The 23,344-nt window shown below is 74.0% G+C and carries 22 protein-coding genes and 3 pseudogenes; 14 read left to right on the forward strand and 11 right to left on the reverse strand.

Going from position 1 to position 23,344, the window contains the following annotated elements; genetic code table 11:
• Nucleotides 1-17 precede the first annotated feature (17 nt).
• The gene (locus KPL57_RS07130) at nucleotides 18-791 is read right to left on the reverse strand and encodes an enoyl-CoA hydratase-related protein (protein ID WP_226350968.1); all 774 of its coding nucleotides are present in this window, start codon (nucleotides 789-791) and stop codon (nucleotides 18-20) included.
• Between the two features lie 106 nt (nucleotides 792-897).
• Here KPL57_RS07130 and KPL57_RS07135 point away from each other — a divergent pair, with 106 nt between their 5' ends.
• Together KPL57_RS07135 and KPL57_RS07140 are read left to right on the forward strand one after the other, a co-directional pair.
• Nucleotides 898-1,647: a TetR/AcrR family transcriptional regulator gene (locus KPL57_RS07135; protein ID WP_226350969.1), complete on the forward strand. Its 750-nt coding sequence runs from the start codon at nucleotides 898-900 to the stop codon at nucleotides 1,645-1,647.
• Nucleotides 1,644-2,894, forward strand: a complete 1,251-nt coding sequence (locus KPL57_RS07140; protein WP_226350970.1) for a cytochrome P450 — start codon at nucleotides 1,644-1,646, stop codon at nucleotides 2,892-2,894. The genes KPL57_RS07135 and KPL57_RS07140 overlap by 4 nt, the downstream gene beginning before the upstream one ends.
• A gap of 135 nt (nucleotides 2,895-3,029) precedes the next feature.
• On the opposite strand, the gene KPL57_RS07145 is transcribed toward KPL57_RS07140, so the two are convergent.
• Nucleotides 3,030-3,524 (reverse strand): NUDIX hydrolase, encoded by a 495-nt coding sequence (locus KPL57_RS07145; RefSeq protein ID WP_226350984.1) that lies wholly within the window; start codon nucleotides 3,522-3,524, stop codon nucleotides 3,030-3,032.
• A gap of 87 nt (nucleotides 3,525-3,611) precedes the next feature.
• Here KPL57_RS07145 and nucS point away from each other — a divergent pair, with 87 nt between their 5' ends.
• From nucS to KPL57_RS07165, 4 genes are all read left to right on the forward strand, one after another.
• Nucleotides 3,612-4,271, forward strand: coding sequence for an endonuclease NucS (nucS, locus tag KPL57_RS07150; RefSeq protein WP_020621452.1), 660 nt, complete (start codon nucleotides 3,612-3,614; stop codon nucleotides 4,269-4,271).
• Nucleotides 4,272-4,366: 95 nt separating this feature from the next.
• Complete coding sequence (locus KPL57_RS07155) at nucleotides 4,367-5,899, forward strand: aldehyde dehydrogenase family protein (protein ID WP_226350971.1); 1,533 nt, start codon at nucleotides 4,367-4,369, stop codon at nucleotides 5,897-5,899.
• A 143-nt stretch (nucleotides 5,900-6,042) separates the two neighbouring features.
• The gene (locus KPL57_RS07160) at nucleotides 6,043-7,827 is read left to right on the forward strand and encodes a 3-hydroxyacyl-CoA dehydrogenase family protein (protein ID WP_226350972.1); all 1,785 of its coding nucleotides are present in this window, start codon (nucleotides 6,043-6,045) and stop codon (nucleotides 7,825-7,827) included.
• Nucleotides 7,828-7,927: 100 nt separating this feature from the next.
• Nucleotides 7,928-8,164 (forward strand): hypothetical protein, encoded by a 237-nt coding sequence (locus KPL57_RS07165; RefSeq protein WP_020621449.1) that lies wholly within the window; start codon nucleotides 7,928-7,930, stop codon nucleotides 8,162-8,164.
• Nucleotides 8,165-8,185: 21 nt separating this feature from the next.
• On the opposite strand, the gene KPL57_RS07170 is transcribed toward KPL57_RS07165, so the two are convergent.
• The 4 genes and pseudogenes from KPL57_RS07170 to mce all read right to left on the reverse strand — a co-directional run bounded on the left by KPL57_RS07170 (nucleotide 8,186) and on the right by mce (nucleotide 11,682).
• The gene (locus tag KPL57_RS07170; protein ID WP_226350973.1) at nucleotides 8,186-8,620 is read right to left on the reverse strand and encodes a hypothetical protein; all 435 of its coding nucleotides are present in this window, start codon (nucleotides 8,618-8,620) and stop codon (nucleotides 8,186-8,188) included.
• Nucleotides 8,587-9,552, reverse strand: coding sequence for a hypothetical protein (locus tag KPL57_RS07175; protein ID WP_226350974.1), 966 nt, complete (start codon nucleotides 9,550-9,552; stop codon nucleotides 8,587-8,589). The genes KPL57_RS07170 and KPL57_RS07175 overlap by 34 nt, the downstream gene beginning before the upstream one ends.
• 136 nt (nucleotides 9,553-9,688) lie before the next feature.
• Nucleotides 9,689-11,024 (reverse strand): annotated as a pseudogene (gene ccrA / locus KPL57_RS07180) (crotonyl-CoA carboxylase/reductase).
• A gap of 200 nt (nucleotides 11,025-11,224) precedes the next feature.
• Nucleotides 11,225-11,682: pseudogene (gene mce, locus KPL57_RS07185) on the reverse strand (methylmalonyl-CoA epimerase).
• A gap of 138 nt (nucleotides 11,683-11,820) precedes the next feature.
• Between mce and KPL57_RS07190 the strand changes: the two are divergent.
• Together KPL57_RS07190 and meaB are read left to right on the forward strand one after the other, a co-directional pair.
• Entirely contained in the window at nucleotides 11,821-13,005 is a 1,185-nt protein-coding gene (locus KPL57_RS07190; protein WP_226350975.1) for an acetyl-CoA C-acetyltransferase, read from the forward strand.
• A 107-nt stretch (nucleotides 13,006-13,112) separates the two neighbouring features.
• Nucleotides 13,113-14,105, forward strand: a complete 993-nt coding sequence (meaB, locus tag KPL57_RS07195; RefSeq protein ID WP_226350976.1) for a methylmalonyl Co-A mutase-associated GTPase MeaB — start codon at nucleotides 13,113-13,115, stop codon at nucleotides 14,103-14,105.
• A gap of 16 nt (nucleotides 14,106-14,121) precedes the next feature.
• On the opposite strand, the gene KPL57_RS07200 is transcribed toward meaB, so the two are convergent.
• Entirely contained in the window at nucleotides 14,122-15,090 is a 969-nt protein-coding gene (locus KPL57_RS07200) for a helix-turn-helix transcriptional regulator (RefSeq protein WP_226350977.1), read from the reverse strand.
• A gap of 90 nt (nucleotides 15,091-15,180) precedes the next feature.
• Between KPL57_RS07200 and KPL57_RS07205 the strand changes: the two genes are divergently transcribed.
• A complete protein-coding gene (locus KPL57_RS07205; RefSeq protein WP_226350978.1) occupies nucleotides 15,181-15,372 on the forward strand; it encodes a hypothetical protein in 192 nt (63 codons plus the stop codon).
• Nucleotides 15,373-15,382: 10 nt separating this feature from the next.
• On the opposite strand, the gene KPL57_RS07210 is transcribed toward KPL57_RS07205, so the two are convergent.
• A complete protein-coding gene (locus KPL57_RS07210; protein WP_226350979.1) occupies nucleotides 15,383-15,886 on the reverse strand; it encodes a MarR family winged helix-turn-helix transcriptional regulator in 504 nt (167 codons plus the stop codon).
• Nucleotides 15,887-15,951: 65 nt separating this feature from the next.
• Between KPL57_RS07210 and KPL57_RS07215 the strand changes: the two genes are divergently transcribed.
• Together KPL57_RS07215 and KPL57_RS07220 are read left to right on the forward strand one after the other, a co-directional pair.
• Complete coding sequence (locus tag KPL57_RS07215; protein ID WP_020623304.1) at nucleotides 15,952-16,266, forward strand: thiamine-binding protein; 315 nt, start codon at nucleotides 15,952-15,954, stop codon at nucleotides 16,264-16,266.
• Entirely contained in the window at nucleotides 16,263-17,066 is an 804-nt protein-coding gene (locus KPL57_RS07220; RefSeq protein ID WP_226350980.1) for an alpha/beta fold hydrolase, read from the forward strand. The genes KPL57_RS07215 and KPL57_RS07220 overlap by 4 nt, the downstream gene beginning before the upstream one ends.
• 131 nt (nucleotides 17,067-17,197) lie before the next feature.
• Here the strand turns inward: KPL57_RS07220 and KPL57_RS07225 are convergent, their stop codons facing one another.
• Entirely contained in the window at nucleotides 17,198-17,443 is a 246-nt protein-coding gene (locus KPL57_RS07225; RefSeq protein ID WP_020623302.1) for a hypothetical protein, read from the reverse strand.
• Nucleotides 17,444-17,948: 505 nt separating this feature from the next.
• Here KPL57_RS07225 and KPL57_RS07230 point away from each other — a divergent pair.
• Genes KPL57_RS07230 through KPL57_RS07240 form a run of 3 tightly spaced genes read left to right on the forward strand, consistent with a single transcriptional unit; the run spans nucleotide 17,949 to nucleotide 20,268 of the window.
• Nucleotides 17,949-18,938 (forward strand): tetratricopeptide repeat protein, encoded by a 990-nt coding sequence (locus KPL57_RS07230; protein WP_226350981.1) that lies wholly within the window; start codon nucleotides 17,949-17,951, stop codon nucleotides 18,936-18,938.
• 47 nt (nucleotides 18,939-18,985) lie between these two features.
• A complete protein-coding gene (locus KPL57_RS07235) occupies nucleotides 18,986-20,101 on the forward strand; it encodes a glycosyltransferase family 87 protein (protein ID WP_226350982.1) in 1,116 nt (371 codons plus the stop codon).
• On the forward strand, nucleotides 20,098-20,268 hold the full coding sequence (locus KPL57_RS07240; protein WP_226350983.1) for a hypothetical protein: 171 nt from the start codon (nucleotides 20,098-20,100) through the stop codon (nucleotides 20,266-20,268). Before KPL57_RS07235 ends, KPL57_RS07240 begins: the two co-directional genes overlap by 4 nt.
• Before the next feature lie 19 nt (nucleotides 20,269-20,287).
• Here the strand turns inward: KPL57_RS07240 and glgB are convergent.
• Nucleotides 20,288-22,791, reverse strand: a pseudogene (gene glgB / locus KPL57_RS07245) (1,4-alpha-glucan branching protein GlgB).
• A 338-nt stretch (nucleotides 22,792-23,129) separates the two neighbouring features.
• On the reverse strand, nucleotides 23,130-23,344 hold a 215-nt coding region (locus KPL57_RS69415), incomplete at its 5' end, for a glycosyltransferase (RefSeq protein WP_308252806.1).

The following is a 23,344-nucleotide window of genomic DNA, read 5'->3' on the forward strand; positions in this document are numbered from 1 at the left end:
GCGAGCCTAGGTGCCGATCAGCCGGTCCACTGCGGGGCCCGCTTCTCCAGGAACGACGCCATGCCCTCGCGGGCACCCCCGGACTGCGACATCGACGCCATCACCTCGGCCGCGACGGCGTAGGCGTCGGCCTCGGGACGGTCGAGCTGGGCGTAGAGGGTCTGCTTGCCGACGGCCTTGGACAGCCTGCTGCCCCGGGTCGCGCGGGCGAGCAACTCGTCCACGCGGGCGTCGAGGTCGTCGTCGGGGACGGCGTAGTTGACCAGACCCCAGTCGGCGGCGGTGGCCGCGTCGATCGGGTCCCCGGTCAGGGCCAGCTCCATCAGGCGTTTGCGGCCGATGTTCCGCGCGACCGGGACGGCCGGGGTGTGGCAGAACCAGCCGCCCTTGCCGCCGGGCAGCGCGAACGTCGCGGACTCCGCGGCGACGGCGAGGTCGCAGGACGCGACGAGCTGGCAGCCCGCCGCCCAGGCCGTCGCGTGCACCCGGGCGATCACGACCTGGGGCACCGACTGGACGGTGTGCATGACCGTGGTGCACAGCCGCAGCAGGGAGCGCACCCCGGCGAGGTCGCGCTCGGCGACGTCGCCGAAGTCGTGGCCGGAGGAGAACGCCTTGCCCTCCCCGGCCAGCACGATCCCGGTCGCGTCGCTGCGTCCCGCGCTCTCGAACGCGTCCAGCAGCTCCCGCAGGTGGCCCTCGGTGAGGGAGTTGCGTCGCTGCGGGCGGTTCATCGTGATCCGGACCGTGTCGCCGTCCTGCTTGACCAGCAGGTGCTCGTAGTCGGTCATGCGGGGAACGGTAGCCCGGAATCTGCTCGCCGCCGAGACCCCGGCGCGCTACCGTGACCCTGTGACCGGATTCGTCAATCCAGTCATGGAGCACGGAGGGGGAGCGGTGGCGGTATCGGACGGACCGGGTGCGGAGGACACCGCCCGGATGGAACGGGTGCTCGACGCGGCGGGCGAGCTGCTCGTGCGGCAGGGCTACCGGCGGGTGACCATCGAGGACGTCGCGCGCCGGGCCGGTATCGGCAAGGGCACCGTCTACCTGCACGTCCGCACCAAGGACGCGCTGTTCCTCACCGTGCTGCTGCGGGCGCAGCGGCGGCTGTTCGCCGACCTCGCCGACCGGATGCTCGTCGAACCGGTGGTCGCGCTGCCCTGGGGGATGTCGCGGATGTTCTACCTGCGGCTGGCGGAGGACAACGTCGCACGGGCCTTCTACCGGGGCGACGACGAGGTCCTCGGCCGGCTCGCGCACGAGGCCGCCGGGACGCTCGAGGGGCTCGGGCGCCACCACGACGGCGCCGTCCGGGAGCACTTCCTGCTGCTGCGTACCGCCGGTCTCGTCGACGACGACCTGCCCGTCGACGAGCAGATCCACGTGTGGGGCGCGGTGTCCCGGGGGTTCCTCCTCTCCGACGGCTCGGGTGGCACGTTCGCGCCGTCCGGGCCCGAACACACCGCCGCCCTGATCGAGCACAGCCTGTCCCGGCTGCTGGCCGGGCCCGCCCCCGCGGCCGGTGCCGCGGGCGTCGCGGCGGAGGTCGCCGCGCTGTACCGACCGCTCGTCGACCACATCGACGAGGAGTGGAGACGACGCGTCCGCCGACCCGAGCGCGCGAGAGAGGCAGTGGTGAGATGACCGCACCGAGCACTCCCGGTGGAGCCGTGGACCTGATGGACCCGGCCGTGACCACCGACCCGTACGCCGCCTACGGGCGGCTGCGCGAACAGGCCCCCACCGCGACCGTGACGATGATGGGCAGCCCGCCCGCCGTCCTGGCCACCCGCTACGACGACGTCCGCACCGTCCTGACCGATCCGCGTTTCGTGACCGACCCGGCGCTGGCCGGCGGGCCGGACAACCGCGAGATGATCATGGAGCAGATGGGGGTCCCCGCCGACGTCGCCGACTACCTGCTGCGCACCATCCTCACCGTCGACGGCGCGGAGCACACCCGGCTGCGCAGGCTGGTGTCGCGGGCGTTCACCGTGCGGCGGGTCGCGGCGCTGCGCCCGCGGGTCGAGGAGATCACCGCCGCACTGCTCGACCAGGTCGCGGCCGCCGGGGCCGGCGGGGCACCGGTCGACCTGGTCGAGGCGCTGGCCTACCCGCTGCCGATCACGGTGATCTGCGAGCTCGTCGGGGTGCCGGAGGCCGATCGCGCGCAGTGGCACGAGTGGGGCGAGATCCTCACGACGATGGACCGCGAGCGGACCGGCCCCGCGCTGCGGGCGGCGATCGCGCACGTGCACGCCCTCGTCGACGCCCGCCGGTCCGAGCCCGCCGACGACCTGATCAGCGCGCTCGTCGCCGCGCAGGATGAGGACGGCGACCGGCTCTCGGACCGCGAGATGGTCACGATGATCTTCGCGATCGTCATGGCCGGGCACGAGACGACCGCGCACCTGCTCAGCAACGGTGCGCTGGCGCTGCTCGGCGCCCCCGACCAGCTCGCCGCGCTGCGGGCCGACCCGGCGGGCTGGTCCGCCGCGGTGAACGAGCTGATGCGGGCCCGCGGCCCGGTGCAGTTCACCCAGCTCCGCTACCCGACCGTCGACGTCGAGCTGGGCGGCACCGCGATCCCGGCCGGGACCCCGGTGATCGCCGGGCTGCTCCCGGCCAACCACGACCCGCGGGCCTTCGACCGTCCCGACGAGCTGGACCTCGCCCGTCCGACCGGCCGTGGCGAGGGGCACGTCGGGTTCGGGCAGGGCGCGCACTACTGCCTGGGCGCCGCGCTGGCCCGCCAGGAGGGCGAGGTGGGGCTGCGGATGCTGTTCGAACGGTTCCCCGGGCTGCGCCTCGCCGTGCCCGCCGAGGAGGTCGTCTGGCTGCCCCGCCCCGGGTTCAGCCGGGTCGCGGCGCTGCCGGTGCGCGTCGGGTGACCCCCGGGGTGATCGCCGGATGATCGCCGGGAGTGGAGCCCAGGGTGCAGCCGACTGCACCCGGCGCTCCACTCCTGGCGATCATGGAGCGCCGATCATGGAGCGGCGATCACGAACGGCGGCCGTGCGCACCGGTCAGGTGCCCGCGTCGTGCAGGGTGAGCAGGGTCCAGGCGGCGAGTGACTGGGCGTCGGTGAGCTCGCCGCGCCGGATCATCGCCGTCAGCTCGGCGGCGGTGAACCAGGCGGCGCGCATGTCCTGCTCGGAGTGCTCACGGCGCGGCGGCCCCGCGGTCAGCCCGGTCGCGAGGTAGACGTGTCCGCGCTGGCTGGACATGCCCGGCGCGCAGTCGAGCGTGCCGAGCAGGGTCATGTGCGCCGCGGCCAGCCCGGTCTCCTCGACGAGCTCGCGCACCGCCAGCTCGGCCGGGTCCTGGTCGGCCCGGTCGGGTGCGGTGCCCGCGGGGAACTCCCAGCGGCGGCCGCCCACCGGGTAGCGGTACTGCTCGACGAGGTGCAGGCGGCCGTCGTCGTCGCGGGGGATCACCAGGGCGTAGGTGGGCTTGTCGACGACGCCGTAGAGCCCTTCGGCGCCGTCCGGGAGCCGGATGCCGTCCTCGCGGACGCTCATCCAGTCGTTGGCGTACACCTGCCGGGTCGAGGTCTGCTCGATCACCCGCCCAGGGTGATCCATCCACTCGGCCCTACAGTGAGGCGGGTGCGTCTCGTCATCGCCCGCTGCCAGGTGGACTACGTCGGACGGCTGACCGCCCACCTGCCCATGGCCCCCCGGTTGCTGCTGGTCAAACGGGACGGCTCGGTGAGCATCCACGCCGACGACCGTGCCTACAAGCCGCTCAACTGGATGTCCCCACCGTGCTGGCTCACCGAGGAGCCCGGTGTGTGGACGGTGCGCAACAAGGCCGACGAGTCGCTGGTCATCACCATCGACGAGGTGCTGCACGACTCCAGCCACGAGCTGGGCGTCGACCCGGGCCTGGTCAAGGACGGCGTCGAGGCCCACCTGCAGGAGCTGCTCGCCGCGCACCCGGAGACCTTCGGGGAGGGCCACACGCTGGTCCGGCGCGAGTACATGACCGCCGTCGGCCCGGTCGACCTGCTGCTGCGCGACGGGAACGGCGCGCACGTCGCGGTCGAGGTGAAGCGCCGCGGCGAGATCGACGGCGTCGAGCAGCTCACCCGGTACCTGGAGCTGATGAACCGCGACCCGCTGCTCGCGCCGGTCGAGGGGGTGTTCGCGGCCCAGCAGATCAAGCCGCAGGCCCGCACACTGGCCGTGGACCGCGGGATCCGCTGCGTGACCGTCGACTACGACGCGCTGCGGGGCATGGCGCGCGACGACCTGCTCCTGTTCTGAGGCGGCTGTCCCGAGGCGGCCTCCCCGGGCCGGCGCGGCCCCGCCGGGCCAGCACGGGCCCGGCCGGGCCTTGCCGCGGCGTCTAGCCTGGTCACGTGAGTGCCACCGCCGCTGACTCCACCCCTACGACCGCCGCCGTCCCCGCTTCCGGGGACTTCGCGTCGCTCTCGCCCCGTACCGGCGAGGAGCTGGCCCGCTACCCCGTGCACGACGGCGAGCACGTCCGCGCCCGGGTCCGGGACGCCGCCGAGGCCGCCGTCTGGTGGGACGGGCTCGGCTTCGACGAGCGCCGCCGCAGGCTCGCGGCGTGGAAGAAGGCGCTGGTCGCGCAGCTGGACCGGGTCGCGGGCGTCGTCGCCGCCGAGACCGGCAAGCCGCTCGACGACGCCCGGCTCGAGGTCGTGCTCGCCATCGACCACCTGGACTGGGCCTCGGCGAACGCGAAGAAGGTGCTCGGACGGCGCTCGGTGTCCCCGGGCCTGCTGATGGCGAACCAGGCGGCGTCGGTGGCGTACCGGCCGCTGGGCGTCGTCGGCGTCATCGGGCCGTGGAACTACCCGATCTTCACGCCGATGGGCTCGATCGCCTACGCGCTGGCCGCCGGCAACACCGTGGTGTTCAAGCCCTCGGAGCTGACCCCGGGTGTCGGCCACGAGATCGCCCGCACGCTCGCCGAGGCGGTCCCCGAGGTGGGCCGGTACCCGCTGCTGACCGTCGTCACCGGGTTCGGGCCGACCGGCGCCGAGCTGTGCCGCGCCCCCGGCATCGGCAAGATCGCGTTCACCGGGTCCGCCGCGACCGGACGCCGGGTGATGGCCGCCTGCGCGGAGAACCTGGTGCCGGTGCTCATGGAGTGCGGTGGCAAGGACCCGCTGATCGTCGACGCCGATGCCGACCTCGACGGCGCCGCGGACGCCGCCGTCTGGGGCGGGATGTCCAACGCGGGGCAGACCTGCGTCGGGGTGGAGCGGGTCTACGTCGTCGAGTCCGTCGCGGGCCGGTTCCTGGAGAAGGTGCGGGCCGCGGCGTCGGCGCTGCAGGTCGGCACCGCCACGAACGAGGGCGACCTCGGGCCGATGACCATGCCGTCGCAGACCGAGATCGTGCGCCGGCACGTCACCGACGCCCTGGAGCGCGGCGGCCGCGCGATCGTCGGTGGCGCCGACTCGGTGCCCGCCCAGGGCGGGTCGATCTCCCCGGTCGTCATCGCCGACGTGCCCGAGGACTCCGTCGCGGTCACCGAGGAGACGTTCGGCCCGCTCGTCGTGGTCAACCGGGTGCCCGACGTCGACGAGGCGGTCCGCCGCGCCAACGCCACCGGATACGGCCTCGGCGCGACGGTGTTCTCCGCGAAGCGCGGGGAGCAGATCGCGCAGCGGCTGCGCTGCGGCATGGTCTCGATCAACGGCGTGATCTCCTTCGCCGGGATCCCGTCGCTGCCCTTCGGCGGGGTGGGGGAGTCCGGCTTCGGCCGCATCCACGGCGCCGACGGGCTGCGCGAGTTCACCCGCGCCCAGTCGATCGCCCGGCAGCGGTTCGGGATGCCGATCGTGGTCACGAGCTTCAAGCGGACCGCGCGGACGATGCAGACGCTCGTCGGGATCGTGAAGGCCCGGCACGGGCGCTGAGGCGCCTCTCCTCCCCCGACGACCAGGGCCCTCCCGCACGTCGGGGTGGTCCTGGTCGCATGTTACCCACTGGTAGCACCTCTGGATGACAGGATCGGCGCCGACGCGGAAGACAAGGTTGTCGAATCGGTGGAGGTTGCAGCGTGGCACGTGAGTTCCGGACCGTCGGAGTGGTCGGCCTCGGCACGATGGGAGCAGGCATCGTCGAGGTGTTCGCCCGCAACGGTCTCGACGTGATCGCCGTCGAGGTGGATGACGCCGCGGGGGAGCGCGGCAGGGCCCACCTCGCGGCCTCGACCGACCGCGCCATCGAGCGCGGCAAGCTCACCCGGGAGCAGGCCGACGAGCTCCTCGGTCGCATCACCGTGACCACCACCCTGGCCGACCTGGCACCGGCGCAGCTGGTCGTCGAGGCCATCCCGGAGAGCCTGGACGCCAAGACCGCGCTGCTGGCCGAGGTCGACAAGGTCGTCGCCGAGGACGCCATCCTCGCCTCGAACACCTCGTCGCTGTCGGTCACCGAGCTGGCCGTGCGCACCACGCGCCCGGGCAAGGTCGTCGGGATGCACTTCTTCAACCCGGCGCCGGTCCAGAAGCTGGTCGAGGTCGTGCGGACCGTCGTCACCGAGCCCGACGTCATCTCCGACGTCCAGGCGTTCGCCGACTCCCTCGGGAAGGTACCGGTCGTCATCGGCGACCGCGCGGGTTTCATCGCCAACGCGCTGCTGTTCGGCTACCTCAACCACGCCGCGAAGATGTACGCCGAGCGCTACGCCAGCCGCGAGGACCTCGACGCCGGCATGCGCTACGGCTGCGGCTACCCGATGGGCCCGCTGGCCCTGCTCGACCTCATCGGCCTGGACACCGCCTACGAGATCCTCGAGACGATGTACGGCGAGTCGCGCAACCTGATGCACGCGCCGAACCCGGTGTTCAAGCAGATGATCACCGCGGGCCTGCTCGGCCGGAAGACCGGGCGCGGCTTCTACACCTACTCCGCACCGCACAGCTCCACCGTCGTCCCCGACGGGGAGACCCCGGCCTCCGCCGTTCCCGAGGACGTGACCCTGCGCGACGTGGCGCGGGTCGGCGTGATCGGCACCGGCACGATGGCCTCGGGCATCGTCGAGGTGTTCGCCAAGGCCGGCTACGACGTCGTCGTCCGCGGCCGCAGCGACTCCAAGGTCGAGGGCTCGGTCGCGCTGGTCCGCAAGTCCCTGGACAAGGCGGTCGCCCGCGGGAAGCTGGACGAGGCCGGCCGCGACGCCGTCCTCGCCCGGATCAGCGGCACCACCGAGCTGGAGGACATGGCCGACGTCGACCTGGTCGTCGAGGCCGTCGCCGAGGAGCTCGACGTCAAGCGGGCGATGTTCGGCGCGCTCGACGAGATCTGCAAGCCCGGCGCGATCCTGGCGACGACGACCTCCTCGTTGCCCGTCGTCGAGTGTGCCGCGGCCACCCAGCGCCCGGGCGACGTGATCGGCATGCACTTCTTCAACCCGGCGCCGGTGATGAAGCTGGTCGAGGTCGTGTCCACGATCGGCACCTCGCGCGACGTGGCGGCCACCGTCCTCGACGTGTGCCAGAAGCTCAAGAAGGTGCCGGTGAGCTGCGGCGACCGGGCCGGGTTCATCGTCAACGCGCTGCTGTTCCCGTACCTGAACGACGCGGTGAAGATGCTGGAGGCCCACTACGCCACCGCCGACGACATCGATGCCGCCATGAAGACCGGTTGCGCGCTGCCGATGGGGCCGTTCGAGCTGCTCGACGTCGTCGGGCTCGACGTGTCGCTGGCGATCCAGAAGTCCCTGTACGCCGAGTTCCACCAGGCCGGGTTCGCCCCCGCGCCGCTGCTGGAGCACCTGGTCACCGCAGGCCGGCTCGGGCGTAAGACCGGTCACGGCTTCCGGGACTACACCAAGCGGTAGCGCTTGCGACACTGGTCGCATGGCTCGTGGACGCGGCAGGCGGCCCCGCCCCTCGGAACGGGGGCGGGGCCGTCCCGTCGCGCCACCGCTGGGCAGTGGCATGACGACCGACCTGGAGAGCGGCCGCGACGGCGAGCACTACGTCCGCCGGGTTCCGGGCGGCACCACGGTGAAGCACTACCGGTGCCCCGGCTGCGACCAGCTGCTGCCCTCGGGAATGCCCCACGTGGTGACCTGGCCCGCCGACGACGGCCGCGGCGTCGAGGAGCGGCGGCACTGGCACCTGCCGTGCTGGAACGCGCGGGACCGTCGTCGCGCGGGGTTCCGGCGGCACTGAGCCGAGCGGGGCCGACCCGGGTCAGCGGGTGCGTGCGGCGCGCTTGCCGCCGCTGTAGCCGCTTCGGGCCCGCGGCGAGGGCCGGGGACGGCCGGATCCGGACGACCCGCTGCCCGTCGACCCGGTCGGGGACCCCGACTCGTCCTCCGCGGTCGCGGCGGACCGGCGCTCCCGCGCCGCTACGGCCTCCTCGACCGTGCGGGGTGCGCTCGCGGGGGTGTCGGCCGAACCCGACGCGGGAGCCCCGGTGGTGTCGGGCGCGACGGCCCCGGACCCCGCAGGGGCCTGCTCGGCGGGCAGCCGGTCGACCGAGGACCGCTCGGCGGGCGGCTGGTCGACGGGCAGGTCGGCCAGGTCCGGGCCGGCGTCGAGGTCGTCGACGCCGGACTCGATGAGCGCGCGGGCGGCGCGCAGCTGCTCGGTCAGCCGGGCGCGCAGCCCGGTGAGCTGCTCCACCCGGCGCGGGCGGCGGCCGTGGTCTCCTCGGCGTCGCGGCGGGCGTCGGAGCGGATCTTCTCGCCGTCGGCGTGGGCCTGGTCGAGGTCGCGGCGGATCCGCTCGGCGGCCTCGCGCTCCCGGCGGGAGATGTCGGCCTCGAGGGCGTCGCGCTCGGCGAACAGCGAGGTCAGTGCCTCGGCGCGGCGCTGGTCCATCGCGATCCGGAAGTCGTGCTCGACCTGCTCGCGGCTCTCCCGGGCCGCGGCGTCGGCCCTGGTGATCCGCTCGGTGACGGTGCGCTCGGCCTCGGCGAGCTCGCGTTCGGTGGTGCTGCGCCGCTCGGCCAGCTCGCGCTCGGTCGTGGTCCGCAGCTCGGTCAGCTCGGCCTCGGTGCGGCGGCGGAGCTCGGCCAGCTCGGTCTCGGTGCGCTCGCGCAGCTCGGCGAGCTCGCGCTCGACGCGGGCCTGCTTCTCGTCGAGGCCGCGGTCGCGCTCGGCGGAGCGGCGGGCGGCCTCGGCCGCGTGGGCCTCGGCGTCGGCGACGGTCTGCTCGGCCCGGGCCCTGGCGTCCTCGATCAGGGCGCGGGCCTGCTCCTCGGCGCGGCGGCGCTGCTCGGCGACCTCGCGGTCGGCCTTGGCGTGCATCTCGGAGACCTCGTCCTCGGCGAGGCGCAGCATGGAGCGCAGCCGCTCGCTCATGCCCTGCACGTTCTGCGGCGGGCCGGCGAGCCGGTTGACCTGCTGCTGCATGGCCTCGGCCCGGGTACGCGCGTCGTCGAGCTCGCGACTCAGCCGGGTGTTCTGGGCGACCGCGGCGTCACGGTCGGCGGCCAGCATGCGCACCTGGGCGTCGAGCCGTCGCAGGTGGCTGTCGACCTGCGCCTGGTCGTAGCCGCGGCGCGCGATCGAGAAACCGGTCCGGGGTACGGGTACGTCGTGGTCGCCGACCATGTCGTTCACCGTACCGTCGCGGGGGTTGCCGGACCGTAAGTTCACGGCCGGGGGTCACCGGGTTCACCCCGCTATGGACAAAGGGCCCGTCCGTGTGACACGGACGGGCCCTTCGCGGGGACGAACCCCGGCGGCGTCAGACGCCCCGGAAGCGGTTGATGCCATCCAGGTGCTTCGCGCGCTTGTCCGGGTTGGTCACGCCGAGCCCCTCCTCGGGGGCCAGCGCCAGCACGCCGACCTTGCCCTGGTGCAGGTTCTGCTTGACGTCGTTCGCGGCCTGGCCGGTCTCGGCCAGCGGGTACACCCGCGACAGGGTTGGGTGGATCATGCCCTTGGCGACGAGCCGGTTGGCCTCGTAGGCCTCGCGGTAGTTCGCGAAGTGCGAGCCGACGATCCGCTTGAGGTTCATCCACAGGTAGCGGTTGTCGAACTCGTGCATGTAGCCCGAGGTCGAGGCGCAGGTGACGATCTGACCGCCCTTGCGGGTGACGTAGACCGACGCACCGAAGGTCTCGCGGCCCGGGTGCTCGAAGACGATGTCGGGGTCCTCGCCGCCGGGTGAGCTCGCGGATCTTCGCGCCGAGCCGCTTCCACTCCTTCGGGTCCTGGGTGGTCTCGTCCTTCCAGAACCGGTAGCCCTCGGCGTTGCGGTCGATGACCAGCTCCGCGCCCATGTCGCGGCAGATCTGGGCCTTCTCCTCCGAGGAGACGACGCAGATCGGGGTGGCGCCGCCGTTGAGGGCGAACTGGGTGGCGTAGGAGCCGAGGCCGCCGGAGGCGCCCCAGATCAGCACGACGTCGCCCTGCTTCATGTCGGCGCCGTTCTTGCTCACCAGCTGGCGGTAGGCGGTGGAGTTGACCAGGCCGGGGACGCGGCCTCCTCCCAGGTGAGGTGGTCCGGCTTCGGACCCATCAGGCTGGTTGGACTTGACCAGGGCCAGCTCGGCGAGGCCGCCGAAGTTGGTCTCGAAGCCCCAGATGCGCTGCTCCGGGTCCATCATCGTGTCCGAGTGCCCGTCCGGGCTCTCCAGCTCGACCGAGAGGCAGTGCGCGACGACCTGGTCGCCGGGCTTCCAGGTGTTGACGCCGGGGCCGGTCCGCACGACGACGCCGGCGAGGTCGGAGCCGACCACGTGGTAGGGCAGGTCGTGCCGCTTGGCCAGCGGCGAGAGCTTGCCGTAGCGCTTGAGGAAGCTGAACGTCGAGACGGGCTCGAAGATCGAGGTCCAGACGGTGTTGTAGTTGATCGCGCTGGCCATCACGGCCACGAGCGCCTCACCGGGGCCGAGCTCGGGGACCGGGACGTCCTCGACGCGCAGGCTCTTGCGCGGGTCCTTCTCCTTGGTGGTCAGACCCTCGAACATGTCCACGTCCTCGGCGCGGACGGTGACGCCCCGATAGTGCTCGGGAACCTCCAGGCCTCCGACGTCGGTGAACTGCCCGGCGAGGATGGCGTCGCGGATGTCCTTCACTGCTGGCCTCCGATGGCGACGTTGTCAGGGGAGTCGGGTGGCTCACCCGATGGTGCTTGGGATACCGCAAGTTACTGCGTAGTATCTTAACCGTAGGTCGACGGTGAGGGTGATACCCGAAGCGCACTTCGTGATCCACCCCACCGGACGCCCGTACTGTCCTTCGGGACGGGGTCGTGCCCCGGCCGTCCCTCCGCTCGTCAGTGCGCGTCCGCGGCCGGCTCGACGAGCTCGACCAGCACTCCGCCGGCGTCCTTCGGGTGCACGAAGTTGACCTTCGAGTTCGACGTGCCACGACGCGGGGCGTCGTAGAGCAGGCGCAGGCCCTTCGCCCGCAGTGCGTCCGCCGCGGCGGCGACGTCGGTGACCCGGTAGGCGACCTGCTGCAGGCCCGGGCCGTTGCGCCGATGAACTTCGCGATCGTCGAGTCCTCGTTCAGCGGGGCGAGTAGCTGCACCTTCGTGGCGCCGGCCGCCTCGCCCGGTGCTCCCAGCATGGCCTCGCGCACGCCCTGCTCGGTGTTGGTCTCGGTGTGCACCGCGACCAGGCCCAGGTTGTCCGCGTACCAGCGGATGGCCTCGTCCAGGTCGGGCACCGCGATGCCCACGTGGTCCACGGCCACGACCAGCGGCGACAGGGCGTCCTCGGTTGTCGTCATGGGGGCTGAAGCTACCGGTTCTACTCGCCGGTAGGAGTCTGTGCCGCTGGTCACCCCCACCGTTCGGTGCGTCCGGACGGGTCGTCGCCGTGGGTATGGTGGCGGCCCACCTGACAACGAAGCCTGATGGAGGACCCCGTGTCCGGAACCGTGATCGTCGCCGGCGCCCGCACGCCGATGGGCCGTCTGCTCGGCTCCCTGAAGGGCTTCTCCGGGGCCCAGCTGGGCGGTGTCGCCATCAAGGCCGCGCTCGAGCGGGCCGGTGTGGCTCCCGACCAGGTCCAGTACACGATCATGGGCCAGGTCCTCACCGCAGGCGCGGGACAGATCCCGGCGCGCCAGGCGGCGGTCGAGGCCGGCATCCCGATGGACGTCCCGGCGCTGACGATCAACAAGGTCTGCCTGTCCGGCGTCGACGCCATCGCGCTGGCCGACCAGCTCATCCGCGCCGGCGAGTTCGACATCGTCGTCGCCGGCGGCCAGGAGTCGATGACCCAGGCACCGCACCTGCTCACCAAGTCCCGCGAGGGCACCAAGTTCGGCGACACCACCCTCACCGACCACATGGCCTACGACGGTCTGTTCTGCGCGTTCGACCAGGTCGCGATGGGCGCCTCCACCGAGAAGTACAACGAGCGCTACGGCCTGACCCGCGAGGAGCAGGACGCCTTCTCCGCCCGCTCGCACCAGCGCGCCGCCCGCGCCGCCCAGGACGGCCTTCGACCAGGAGATCGCCCCGGTCGAGATCCCGCAGCGCAAGGGCGACCCGATCGTCTTCTCGACCGACGAGGGCGTGCGCGGCGACACCACCACCGAGGGCTCGGCAAGCTCCGCCCCGCCTTCGCCGCCGACGGCACCATCACCGCGGGATCGGCCTCGCAGATCTCCGACGGCGCGGCCGCGGTGGTCGTGATGAGCAAGGCCAAGGCCGAGGAGCTGGGCCTGGACTGGATCGCCGAGATCGGTGCGCACGGCGTCGTCGCCGGTCCGGACGCCTCGCTGCACGAGCAGCCCGCGAACGCGATCGCCAAGGCGTGCGAGAAGGAGGGCATCCAGCCCGCCGACCTCGACCTCGTCGAGATCAACGAGGCGTTCGCCGCGGTCGGCATCGTCTCGGCCCGCAAGCTCGGCATCGACGAGGAGAAGGTGAACGTCGACGGCGGCGCCATCGCCCTCGGTCACCCGATCGGCATGTCCGGTGCGCGGATCGCGCTGCACCTGGCGCTCGCGCTCAAGGCGCGCGGCGGCGGCGTCGGCGCGGCCGCGCTGTGCGGCGGCGGCGGCCAGGGCGACGCGCTGATCGTGCGCGTCCCCTCCGCCTGACCGTCCCGACCTCCGTGTGGTCCACGTCGGCCCCCGCCTCGGCGGGGGCCGACGTGCATCCACCCCGTCCGTCCCGACGCCCGTTCGTCCCGACAAGGAGCCCGACCGTGCCCGGACCGCCGGACCCCCGCGACCTGGTGGAGCGCGCCCGCCGCGGTGAGCAGCTCGCCGTCGCCCGGCTGATCTCGATGGTGGAGAACGCCGGTCCGCAGCTGCGCGAGGTGTCCGCGGCACTGTCCCCGCACACCGGACGGGCGCACGTCATCGGGCTGACCGGGTCGCCGGGGGTGGGCAAATCGACGTCGACGTCGGCGCTGGTCACCGAGCTGCGGGCGCGCGGGCGCCGGGTCGGGGTGCTGGCGGTGGACCCGTCCTCGCCGTTCAGCGGCGGGGCGCTGCTGGGCGACCGGGTGCGGATGGGCGACCACGCCGACGACGACGGGGTCTTCATCCGGTCGATGGCCACTCGTGGGCACCTGGGCGGGTTGTCCTGGGCGACGCCGCAGGCCCTGCGGGTGCTCGACGCCGCGGGCTGCGACGTCGTGCTGATCGAGACCGTCGGCGTCGGGCAGTCCGAGGTGGAGATCGTCGGCCTCGCCGACACGACCGTCGTGCTGCTCGCGCCGGGGATGGGCGACGGCATCCAGGCGGCCAAGGCCGGGATCCTGGAGATCGGCGACGTCTTCGTGGTCAACAAGGCCGACCGTGAGGGGGCCCGCCGCACGGTGCGCGAGCTGCGGAACATGCTGCACCTGCGTCTCCCGGACGGCGGCGAGGGAGGCACGGACGCACCCGGCCTCGGTGCCGAGCCGTGGGAGCCCCCGGTGCTCTCGACGGTCGCGTCCCGCGCGGAGGGGATCGCGGCCGTCGCCGACGCCCTCGACGAGCACCACGCCTGGGCCGAGAAGTCCGGCGAGCGGGAACGACGGCGCCGTGAGCGGACGCGTCGCGAGATCGAGGGCATCGGGATGGAGCAGGTCCGGGCCCGGATGGAACGCGTGCGCGGCGGTGACGCGCTCGACGCCCTCACCGAGCGGGTGCTGGGCGGGGAGCTGGACCCGTGGGCCGCTGCCGACGAGCTGCTGGACCAGGCGGACTGAGCCGACCCGCCTCCGGTCAGGGGAGTGTGGTCCCGGGCAGCGCCGCGAGCCGGTCGAGGACGCGCTGCGACCCGGTCCGCAGGGCGAGTGCCCTGGCCCGGGCGTGTGCGGCCCGCGCGGCGGCGCCGTCGCCGGCACGCAGGGCGGCGAGCACCTCGCCCAGTGCGAGATCGGTGCGGTCGCGGACCGGGCGCTGCGGTGGGCCGTCCTCGACGGTGAGCCACGCGGGGGCGGTGTGGACGTCGATCGTCGGCAGCGCCGTCGTATCGGTTGGGCCGGTCTGTTCGGTGTCGGCGTCCGGTGCGGCGACGCCCGGCAGCTCGGCCGCCAGGCGTTCCCGCCGGTGCCGCGCCGTGTCCGCGGTGTCCGGGTCCCCGGCCCGCAGGGCCGCGGACTCCGCCTCGACGTAGGCCGCCCACGCCCGGTCCGGGGCGGCGCGGTCGCGTTCCTGGTCCCCGAGCCGCAGTGCGGCCGCGGCGAGCAGTCCGCCGAGTGCCCGCACGAGGTGCGGGTCCTGCGCGTGCGCGGCCGGCTCGCGCAGCTGGGTGACCACGGCGGTCACCGCGTCGTGGGCGGCGGCGGTGCCCAGCCGGTCGTCCAGTGCGCTGGTCGCGGCCCACTGGGCGCGCAGCAGGTCCAGTTCCTCCTCCCCGACGGCGGCGGTCCGCTCCAGCGCCGCGCGCAGCCGCGTGGCCCCGTCGAGGGGGCCCGGCCCGGGTTCGTCGGCGAGACCGAGACCGGCCGGGGTGGTCTCGTACAGCTCGGCGAGGAGCGCGCGGTGCGCGGCGTCCGGGACGGCGTGGCCGTTCTCCCAGCGCGACAGCTGGGTCTTCAGGCTCGCGGCCCGCGCGGTGCCGCCGGTCCCGGCGACGAGCGCGGCCAGCGCACGGGCCGCCTCGGACTGGGACCAGCCCCGCCGGTCGCGCGCGGCCCGCAGCGCCGGGCCGGCACCGGGCCGGTCGGACGGGGGAGGAGGAGCGTGCACGCGGCCGAGTCTGTCGGTGCCCCGTCGTAGGGTCAACACCGTTGACGCAACCCGCGTCATCACCTGCCTCGACACCCCGGAGTGTGCCCCGTGGACCTCATCGACTACCTGGCGTGCGTGGGCCTGTCCGGCCTCAGCGGCGCGTTGGCCGGGCGGGCCGCGGTGCGGCGGATGCTGTGGCCCCGGCCGCCCCGCGGCTCGGTGATGCGCAGCTGGCGCGGTCCGGGACACGGCGGCCCGCCATCGGGTGGTGGGCCGCGCCGGCGGAGACGGCCGGGCTGAGGTGGGCGGGTCAGGCGAAGTCGCCGGCGGCGCGGCGCACCGAGCGCAGCAGCGCGGTCAGCTGCTCCTCCTCGGCCGGGTCCAGCCCGGTCAGACCGAAGTCGATGCCGGTCACCGCGGCGGTGGCCTTCTCCAGCCGGGCACGCCCCTCGGAGGTCAGCTCGACCAGGGTGGCGCGGCGGTCGGTGGGGTGCGGCATCCGGCGGACGAGGTCGTCGCCCTGCAGCCGGTCGACGATGTTGGTCACGCTCGTCGGGTGCAGCTGCAGCCGCTCGCCCATCACTCGCATCGGGAGGCTGCCGCGGCGCGCGAAGTCCAGCAGCACCAGCGCCTCGTAGCGGGCGAAGGTCAGCCCGTGCGGCCGCAGCGCCGTGTCGACGGCCGAGAGCAGGATCTGCTGCACGCGCATCACGCTGGTGACCGTCGCCATCGTGCGGGCGGGGCCGACCCGCTCCTCCCACAGTTCGGCCGCACGCTGGATCGGGTCGAAGGGGAGCGACCCGCGGGATGCCATGGTCCGACGCTAGCAAGTGCCGTGACCGGGTCCGTTCCGCATGCCGGGCGTGGCACGGTGTCGGCATGCTCTTCGCCTTCAGCATCGCCCCGTCCGGTTCGGACTCCGGCGACGGCAGCGTCGGTGCCGCCGTCGCCGAGGCCGTCCGGGTGGTCCGCGAGTCCGGCCTGCCGAACGAGACCACCTCGATGTTCACCACCATCGAGTCCGAGACCTGGGACGAGGGGATGGCGGTGGTCAAACGTGCTGTCGAGGCCGTCACCGCCGTGTCGCCCCGGGTCAGTCTGGTCCTGAAGGCCGACATACGGCCCGGGTACCGGGGGCAGCTGCAGGCCAAGGTGGAGCGGGTCGAGGAGCACCTGCGCGGAGGCGGTGCGTGAGCGCCCCGGTCGCACCGGGAGCCGGGGAGCCGGGCCCGGCCCGGGTCGTGCTCGTCCACGGCGCCTGGCACCGCGGTGCGTCGTGGGCGCCGGTGGTCGAGGCCCTGGCGGCCCGGGGAGTGGAGGCGGTCGCGCCGAACCTCCCGTCCGACGTCGCGGGGGTCGGCCACACCGAGCTCGTCGACGCGGTCCTGGCCGTCGCCGGTGGTGGTCCGGACGGGTCGGTACCCGGGGTCGAGGGTCCGCCGGTCGTGCTGGTCGGCCACTCGCTCGGCGGTCTCGTGGCCACCGCGGCCGCCGGCCGCATCGCCGACCGGGTGCGAGCGCTGGTCCTCGTCGCGGCACTCGTTCCCGAGCCGGGCCGTCCCTACCGGGACCGGATGCGTGCCGAGCGCGACCTGATGGTCGCCGGTTACGACGCCGAGGTCCGTCGTGGCCCGGGGGTCAGCACGTACTGGCCGGACGCGCGGACGGTCGCCGACGGGCTCTACCGGGGCGTCGCGGACGAGCTCGACGCGGCGGGACGTGACGGGCGGGCCGTGGTCGCGGACGCGGCGGCGCAGCTGAGACCCCAGGACTGGTCGCTGCTCGTCGAGCCGTGCCCGGTGCCGTCGTGGCCCGCGGTGCCGACAGTGTCGGTGGTGTGTGCGGGGGACCGGGTCGTCAGTCCCGTCGCGGGACGGCGGGAGGCGGACCGGGTCGGGGCGCGGCTCGTCGAGTTCGCGGGCGGGCACTTCCCGATGCTCACCCGGCCGGAGGAGACGGCGGACCTGCTGGCCGGGCTCGCCGCGCCGGCCTGACGGGAGGTGCCACGGCCCGGGCGCCGGGACGACGACGGCCGGTGGCGGGAGACCCGTCACCGGCCGTCGGGCGCCCGGACCGGGTCCGGAGGCCGTGTCGTCGTCGCGGCGTGCCGCGAGGAAGGCCGTGCTCAGCCCGCCATGATGGTCGAGAAGTAGTACACGCCGGCGAGGATGCCGACGAAGCTGACGGTCATGCCGATCTGGGCGAGCTTGGTCATGCCCGGCTTGCGGTAGGCGAGGAAGCCGGTGACCAGGCCCGCTGCACCCAGGATCCAGGCGGCGATCGGCACGAGGAACGCGGCGATCGCGATGATGCCCAGCGCCACCGACGCGTAGGCCAGGGTCGGCTTGTCGGTCGTCTGCATGTTGCTCATCGGGGTGGAGCCCTCCGTTGTGCGCCGGGGAGCCGGCGATCGTTCTGTCGGGGAAGGGAACCGCGGGGTGGGGCAACCGGGGGAACGCCCCGCCGCGATCACGCAGAGTCAGCATCGAGTCCCTGCAGGGTGTTCAACGAGTGGCGAGGCCCGGTGTTGCTCCGCCGGTCCGGTGATCGTGGGGGCGACCCCGCCGGTTCCGCCGGGTTCCGGGGCTCCGTGCCGTCGTCGGCTCTGCGGGCACGGGTAGGTCGGTCACCGGGACCTGTCCCGGTGCGAACTTGCTTACCGGGTAAGCGAGTTCACGCAGGTGGGTGCCGCCGGCTCTCTCCCGGGGCGTGGTGGTGCAGCTGCGGCATCGGCGGTGCCGTGCGGGCGTCGGACCCCGGCGGACATCCCGGGACGTCGGGGCGGGGCGAGGAGACGTGGGACGCGTCGCGCGGGGGTGCGTCCGACCGGGCGGGGCGGGTCACGCCGGACACACGGACGTGCCAGGATGGATGGCGTGTCTCGCCCAGATCCTCGTCAGGCGGCCCAGCGTGCGGCGATCTCCTCGGCCATGGCCGGGGCGGTCGACCTCTCCGGGCTGAAGGCCCGTGCCGATGCGGCGAACCGGCCCGCCCCGTCCGGCGGTGCCGGGGGCGGTCCGCCCGCGCCCGGCGGGGGCGGGAGCTCCTGGGTCGTCGACGCGACCGAGCAGGGCTTCCAGGCCGAGGTCCTCGAGCCGTCCCTGCAGGTGCCGGTCGTCGTCGAGCTGTGGGCCAGCCGCTACCCGCGCGAGGAGCAGCTGTCGGCCGAGCTGGAGCGCCTCGCCTCGACCGGCGGCGGTGCGTGGCGCCTGGCCCGGGTCGACATCGACACCCAGCCCCGGGTGGCCCAGGCCTTCGGCGTGCAGCAGGTGCCGATGCTGGTCGTGCTCGTCGGCGGTCAGCCCGTCGACGCGGTCAACGGCGCCATCCCCGAGGACCGCGCCGCCGAGTGGGTGAAGTCCCTGCTCGACGCGCTGCGCGACCGCATGCCCGCCATCGCCGAGGGCGAGCGCCGGGCGGCCGCGGCCGGTTCGGACGAGCCCGTCGAGGAGCCCGAGGACCCGCGCTTCACCGCCGCCGAGGACGCCCTGGAGCAGGGCGACTACGCCGCCGCCGCGGCCGCCTACACCGCGATCCTCGACAGCGAGCCCGCCAACGAGCAGGCGAAGGCGGCGCTGGCGCAGGTCCGCTTCCTCGCCCGTGCCGAGCAGGCCGACCCGTCGTCGATCGCGCGGGCCGACGCCGCACCCGACGACGTCGACGCCCAGCTCGCCGCGGCCGACGCCGAGCTGGCCGCCGACCGGGTCGAGGCCGCCTTCACCCGGTTGGTCGACACCGTCGCCCGGACCGCGGGCGAGGACCGTGACCGGGCCCGCGGGCACCTCGTCGGGCTCTTCGAGCTCTTCCCGGCCGACGACCCGCGGGTCGCCACGGCCCGGCGCGCGCTCGCCCGCGCCCTGTTCTGAGCCGGACCCGCCCCGATGGCCCACGGCCGCAGGCACCGGCGCCCGCGGTGACCGTCGCCGCTCCTGCCGGGACGCCGGCTCCGCGGTGGGCGTCGGCGGCGCGCGACCGCGTGCACCGTCTCGCGCGGGCGGTGGCGCCGGTCGTCGCCGTCGCCGCGCTGGTGACCGCGGCGCTGCTGTTCGTGCTGGGCGGCCCGCCGCTGCTGCGCTGGATCCCGGCGACCGACATCGCGCGGATGCACGTCGACTTCGACACCTTCCGGGCCTCGGCGTACGCGCTGCTCCAGCACGGTCCGGGCAGCGCCGCGATCTACGACACCGGCGCCCGGCTGCACAACCTCAACCCGCCGCTGCTGTCGGTGCTGCTCGCGCCGCTGGCCCTGCTCGACCCGGTCACCGGCTACCGGCTGCTGACGGCGCTGTCGATGCTGCTCGTCGCCGGGTCGGTGCTGCTGGTCTGCCGGGAGCTGCGGCTCGGCCGCCGCTGGACGACCGGTGCGCTCCTGGTGGTGCTGGCGTCGTCGCCGCTGCACGGCACGCTGCTGCTGGGCCAGATCTACCCGCTGCTGCTGGCCGGGCTGACCGCGGGCTGGGTCGCCGACCGGCGCGGGCACCCGCTGCTGGCCGCCGTCTGCTACGGCGTGACGGTCGCCCTCAAGCCCTCGCTCGCGCCGGTGCTGCTGCTCCCCGCCGTGCAGGCCCGTCGGCGGCCGTTCCTGGCCGGGATCGCCGCCGCGGCGGTCGCGACGCTGGTCGGCGTCGCCGTCGCCGGGTGGCCGACGGCGTTCCAGTGGCTGACGATGGCGCTGGCCGAGCCGGTCGGCCCCACCCCGGACAATGCGTCCCTGCCGGGCCAGGCGCTCCGCTGGGGGATCCCGACCGTCGTCGGCACCCTGGTGGGCGCGGCGATCGTGGTCGGCACGCTCGTCCACCTCGGGCGGCGCACCCGCCGGTACGGCCTCGACCCGGCCGCGGGCACCGCCCGGGTGGGACGGCGCTGTTCGCCGTGCTCGCCACCGGTCTGCTGGCGGCGCCGATCGCCTGGCGCAACTACCTGCTGCTGCTCCTGCCCGGGCTGCTGGCGCTCGCCGCGTCCGGCCGGGCGGGGGACACCCGTCGCCGGGTCGTCGTCGCGATCGGGTGTGTCGCCGTCGTCCCGGTGAGCTGGTCCGACCTGTGGGCCGACGGCGGCTGGGCGACCCCGCTCGGACGGGCGCTCTACACGACAGTGCTCCTGGCGACCTGGTGGTCCCTGCTGCGCCCGGCCGTCGGGCCGGTGCCCGGCGGTCCCGTCCGCACTGCGGACGAGCCGTCCCGCGCACCGGCCTGACGGTCCGGGCCCCAGGGGATCAGTCGCCCGCGGTGGTCCCCGTGTCCGAGGCGCCCGTGCCGGAGCTCCCGTTGACGAACGAGCCGGTGCGCACCGCCCGGACACCGACGGTGCCGGGGGCGGGCGCGACCGAGGTGGAGACCGGACCGGGGTCCGGGGCGTCCTCGGCGTCGTCCGGGCCCGGGTCGACGAGGTCGGCGGGCGTGACGACGACCTGCAGGTCGTCGTCCGGGGTCGCCGGTGCCTCGACGTCGGTGTCCTCCGGCTCGTCGGGCAGCGCGGCGGCCGGCAGCGGCGGCGGGACCGTCGCGGCCGGGGCGGCCTCCTGCGCCGGGACGGACAGCACCGGGCCGCCGGTGTCCTCCGGCACCAGCCACAGCACCCCCGACGGCGGCAGCCGCAGCACCGCCGACGCGGGCTGGCCGTGCCACATGACCTGCTCGGCGCGCACCCGGCCCAGGTTGCCCACCCCGGACCCGCCGTAGGCCGACGCGTCGGTGTTGACGACCTCGGTCCAGTTCCCGGCGAACGGCAGCCCCACCCGGTAGTCCTCACGCGGGGCACCGGAGAAGTTCGCGACGCAGGCCAGCACGGTGGCACGGCCCTCGGCGTCGACGCCGTGGCGCAGGAACGAGAACACGTTGCCCTGCGCGTCGTTGGCGTCGATCCAGGCGAAACCGTCCGGGGTGGTGTCCCGCGACCACAGTGCGGACTGCGCGCGGTAGGTCCGGTTCAGGTCCGCGACGAGCGTGGTGATCCCGCCGTGCAGCGGGTCGTCGCTCTGCAGGTGCCAGTCCAGCGACCGCTGCTCGGACCACTCCCGCGGCTGCCCGAACTCACCGCCCATGAAGAGCAGCTGCTTGCCGGGGTGCGCCCACATGTAGGCCAGCAGCGCACGGACCCCGGCGGCCTTGTTCCAGTCGTCGCCGGGCATCCGGGTCCACAGCGACCCCTTGCCGTGCACGACCTCGTCGTGGCTGATCGGCAGCACGTAGTTCTCGCTGAACGCGTACATCAGCGAGAACGTCATCTGGTTGTGGTGGTAGCTGCGGTGGATGGGGTCGCGCCCGGTGTAGTCGAGCGTGTCGTGCATCCAGCCCATGTTCCACTTGAGCCCGAACCCGAGACCGCCCATGTAGGTGGGCCGGGTGACGCCCGGCCAGGCGGTGGACTCCTCGGCGATCGTCACGACGCCGGGTGCTCCCGGTAGACGGTCGCGTTCATCTCCTGCAGGAACGCGACCGCGTCGAGGTTCTCCCGGCCACCGTGGACGTTCGGCAGCCACTGGCCGTCGGCACGGGAGTAGTCCAGGTAGAGCATCGAGGCGACCGCGTCGACCCGCAGGCCGTCGACGTGGAAGGACTCCAGCCAGTACAGCGCGTTCGCGACGAGGAAGTTGCGCACCTCGTTGCGGCCGAAGTCGAACACGAGCGTGCCCCAGTCGGGCTGCTCGCCGCGGCGCGGGTCGGCGTGCTCGTAGCAGGCGGTGCCGTCGAAGCGGGCCAGTGCCCACTCGTCGCGCGGGAAGTGCGCGGGAACCCAGTCGACGATCACGCCGTAGCCCGCCCGGTGCAGCCGGTCGACGAAGTACCGGAAGTCGTCGGGCGTGCCGAACCGCGAGGTCGGGGCGAAGTACGAGGTCACCTGGTAGCCCCAGGACCCGCCGAACGGGTGCTCGGCCACGGGCAGCAGCTCGACGTGGGTGAACCCGGTAGTGTCCAGGTAGGCCACCAGCCGCTCGGCGATCTCGCGGTAGTCCAGGCCCGGCACCCACGAGCCGAGGTGCATCTCGTAGATGCTCATCGGCTCCTCGTGCGGGCGGACCTGCGCGCGGGCGGCCATCCACGCGTCGTCGCCCCACTCGTGGACGTCGCGGGTCACGACCGACGCCGTCTGCGGCGGGATCTCGGTGGCGAAGGCCATCGGGTCGGCCTTGTCACGCCACCGGCCGTCGGGGCCCAGGATGCGGAACTTGTAGCGGTCGCCGACACCGACGCCGGGCAGGAACAGCTCCCAGACCCCGGAGCTGCCCAGTGAGCGCATCGGCAGCGCCCAGCCTGCCCAGCCGTCGAAGTCGCCGGTGACCCGCACACCGCGGGCGTTCGGGGCCCAGACAGCGAAGCTGGTCCCCGGCGACCGGGCCGGACGGGGTCTCGTAGTCCCGGACGTGTGCGCCGAGGACGTCCCACAGTCGTTCGTGCCGTCCCTCGCCGATGAGGTGCAGGTCCATGTCGCCGAGAGCGTCGGCAGCCAGCGGTACGGGTCGTCGACCGTCTGCTCGGTCGTGCCGCCGGCGCCGTCGCCGTAGGTCACGAGCAGCCGGTAGTCGCCGCCGGAGCCGGGGACGAGGCCGGAGAACAGTCCGGCGTCGTGCACCCTCGTCAGCTCGCAGGCCTGCGCGCGGTCACCGTTCGGCAGCACCGCCACACCGAGACGGCGTGCGGCCGCAGGACACGGACCACGGTGCCGTCGACGTGCGGATGCGCGCCGAGGACCGAGTGGGGTCGTGGTGGGCCCGCCCAGGAGCCGGTCGGTCGTCGCCGGGTCCGGTGCGTACGCATCGGTCTCGGAGCGGGTCGCTCGGGTCTCCTCGGAGGTCACGGCGGAACCGTACTGCGAGTGACGGATGCTCGCCCGCGTGCGGTCGCACAGTGTTGCCGGATCGCAGTCGAGCGTGAGCGGAGCCGGGTCAGTCCCGCCCGCGCCGTCGCCGGTGGCGCCGCAGTGCCCGTTCGAGACCGCCTGCAGCGCGACGGCGGCGTCGTCCCAGGTCTGCTCGGCGGCGCGGGCGCGCACCGCATCGGAGCGCTGCGTCCACGTCGTGTCCAGCCCCGCGCACGGCGGCGGCGAACCCGGCGTCGTCACCCGGTTCGACGAACACCCCCGGCGTCGCCCGCGACCTCGCGGAAGGCCGGGATGTCGGTGACCACGACCGGGCAGCCCCGCGCCATGGCCTCCAGCACCGGGAGCCCGAACCCCTCGTCGCGGGAGGCGGAGACCGCGCGGTGGCGCCGTCGAGCAGGGCGCGGTAGCCCGTCGTCGTCGACGCCGTCGTGGAACACCGGCCGGGCCGGTG

The organism is Pseudonocardia sp. ICBG601, from assembly GCF_020496245.1.

What these genes read in the sequence shown, in the direction of transcription:
- KPL57_RS07130 (WP_226350968.1), bottom strand. Translation starts at nt 791, where the DNA reads ATGACCGACTACGAGCACCTGCTGGTCAAGCAGGACGGCGACACGGTC.
- KPL57_RS07140 (WP_226350970.1), top strand. Translation starts at nt 1,644, where the DNA reads ATGACCGCACCGAGCACTCCCGGTGGAGCCGTGGACCTGATGGACCCG.
- KPL57_RS07145 (WP_226350984.1), bottom strand. Translation starts at nt 3,524, where the DNA reads ATGAGCGTCCGCGAGGACGGCATCCGGCTCCCGGACGGCGCCGAAGGG.
- KPL57_RS07165 (WP_020621449.1), top strand. Translation starts at nt 7,928, where the DNA reads ATGACGACCGACCTGGAGAGCGGCCGCGACGGCGAGCACTACGTCCGC.
- KPL57_RS07175 (WP_226350974.1), bottom strand. Translation starts at nt 9,552, where the DNA reads ATGGTCGGCGACCACGACGTACCCGTACCCCGGACCGGTTTCTCGATC.
- KPL57_RS07210 (WP_226350979.1), bottom strand. Translation starts at nt 15,886, where the DNA reads ATGGCATCCCGCGGGTCGCTCCCCTTCGACCCGATCCAGCGTGCGGCC.
- KPL57_RS07215 (WP_020623304.1), top strand. Translation starts at nt 15,952, where the DNA reads ATGCTCTTCGCCTTCAGCATCGCCCCGTCCGGTTCGGACTCCGGCGAC.
- KPL57_RS07225 (WP_020623302.1), bottom strand. Translation starts at nt 17,443, where the DNA reads ATGAGCAACATGCAGACGACCGACAAGCCGACCCTGGCCTACGCGTCG.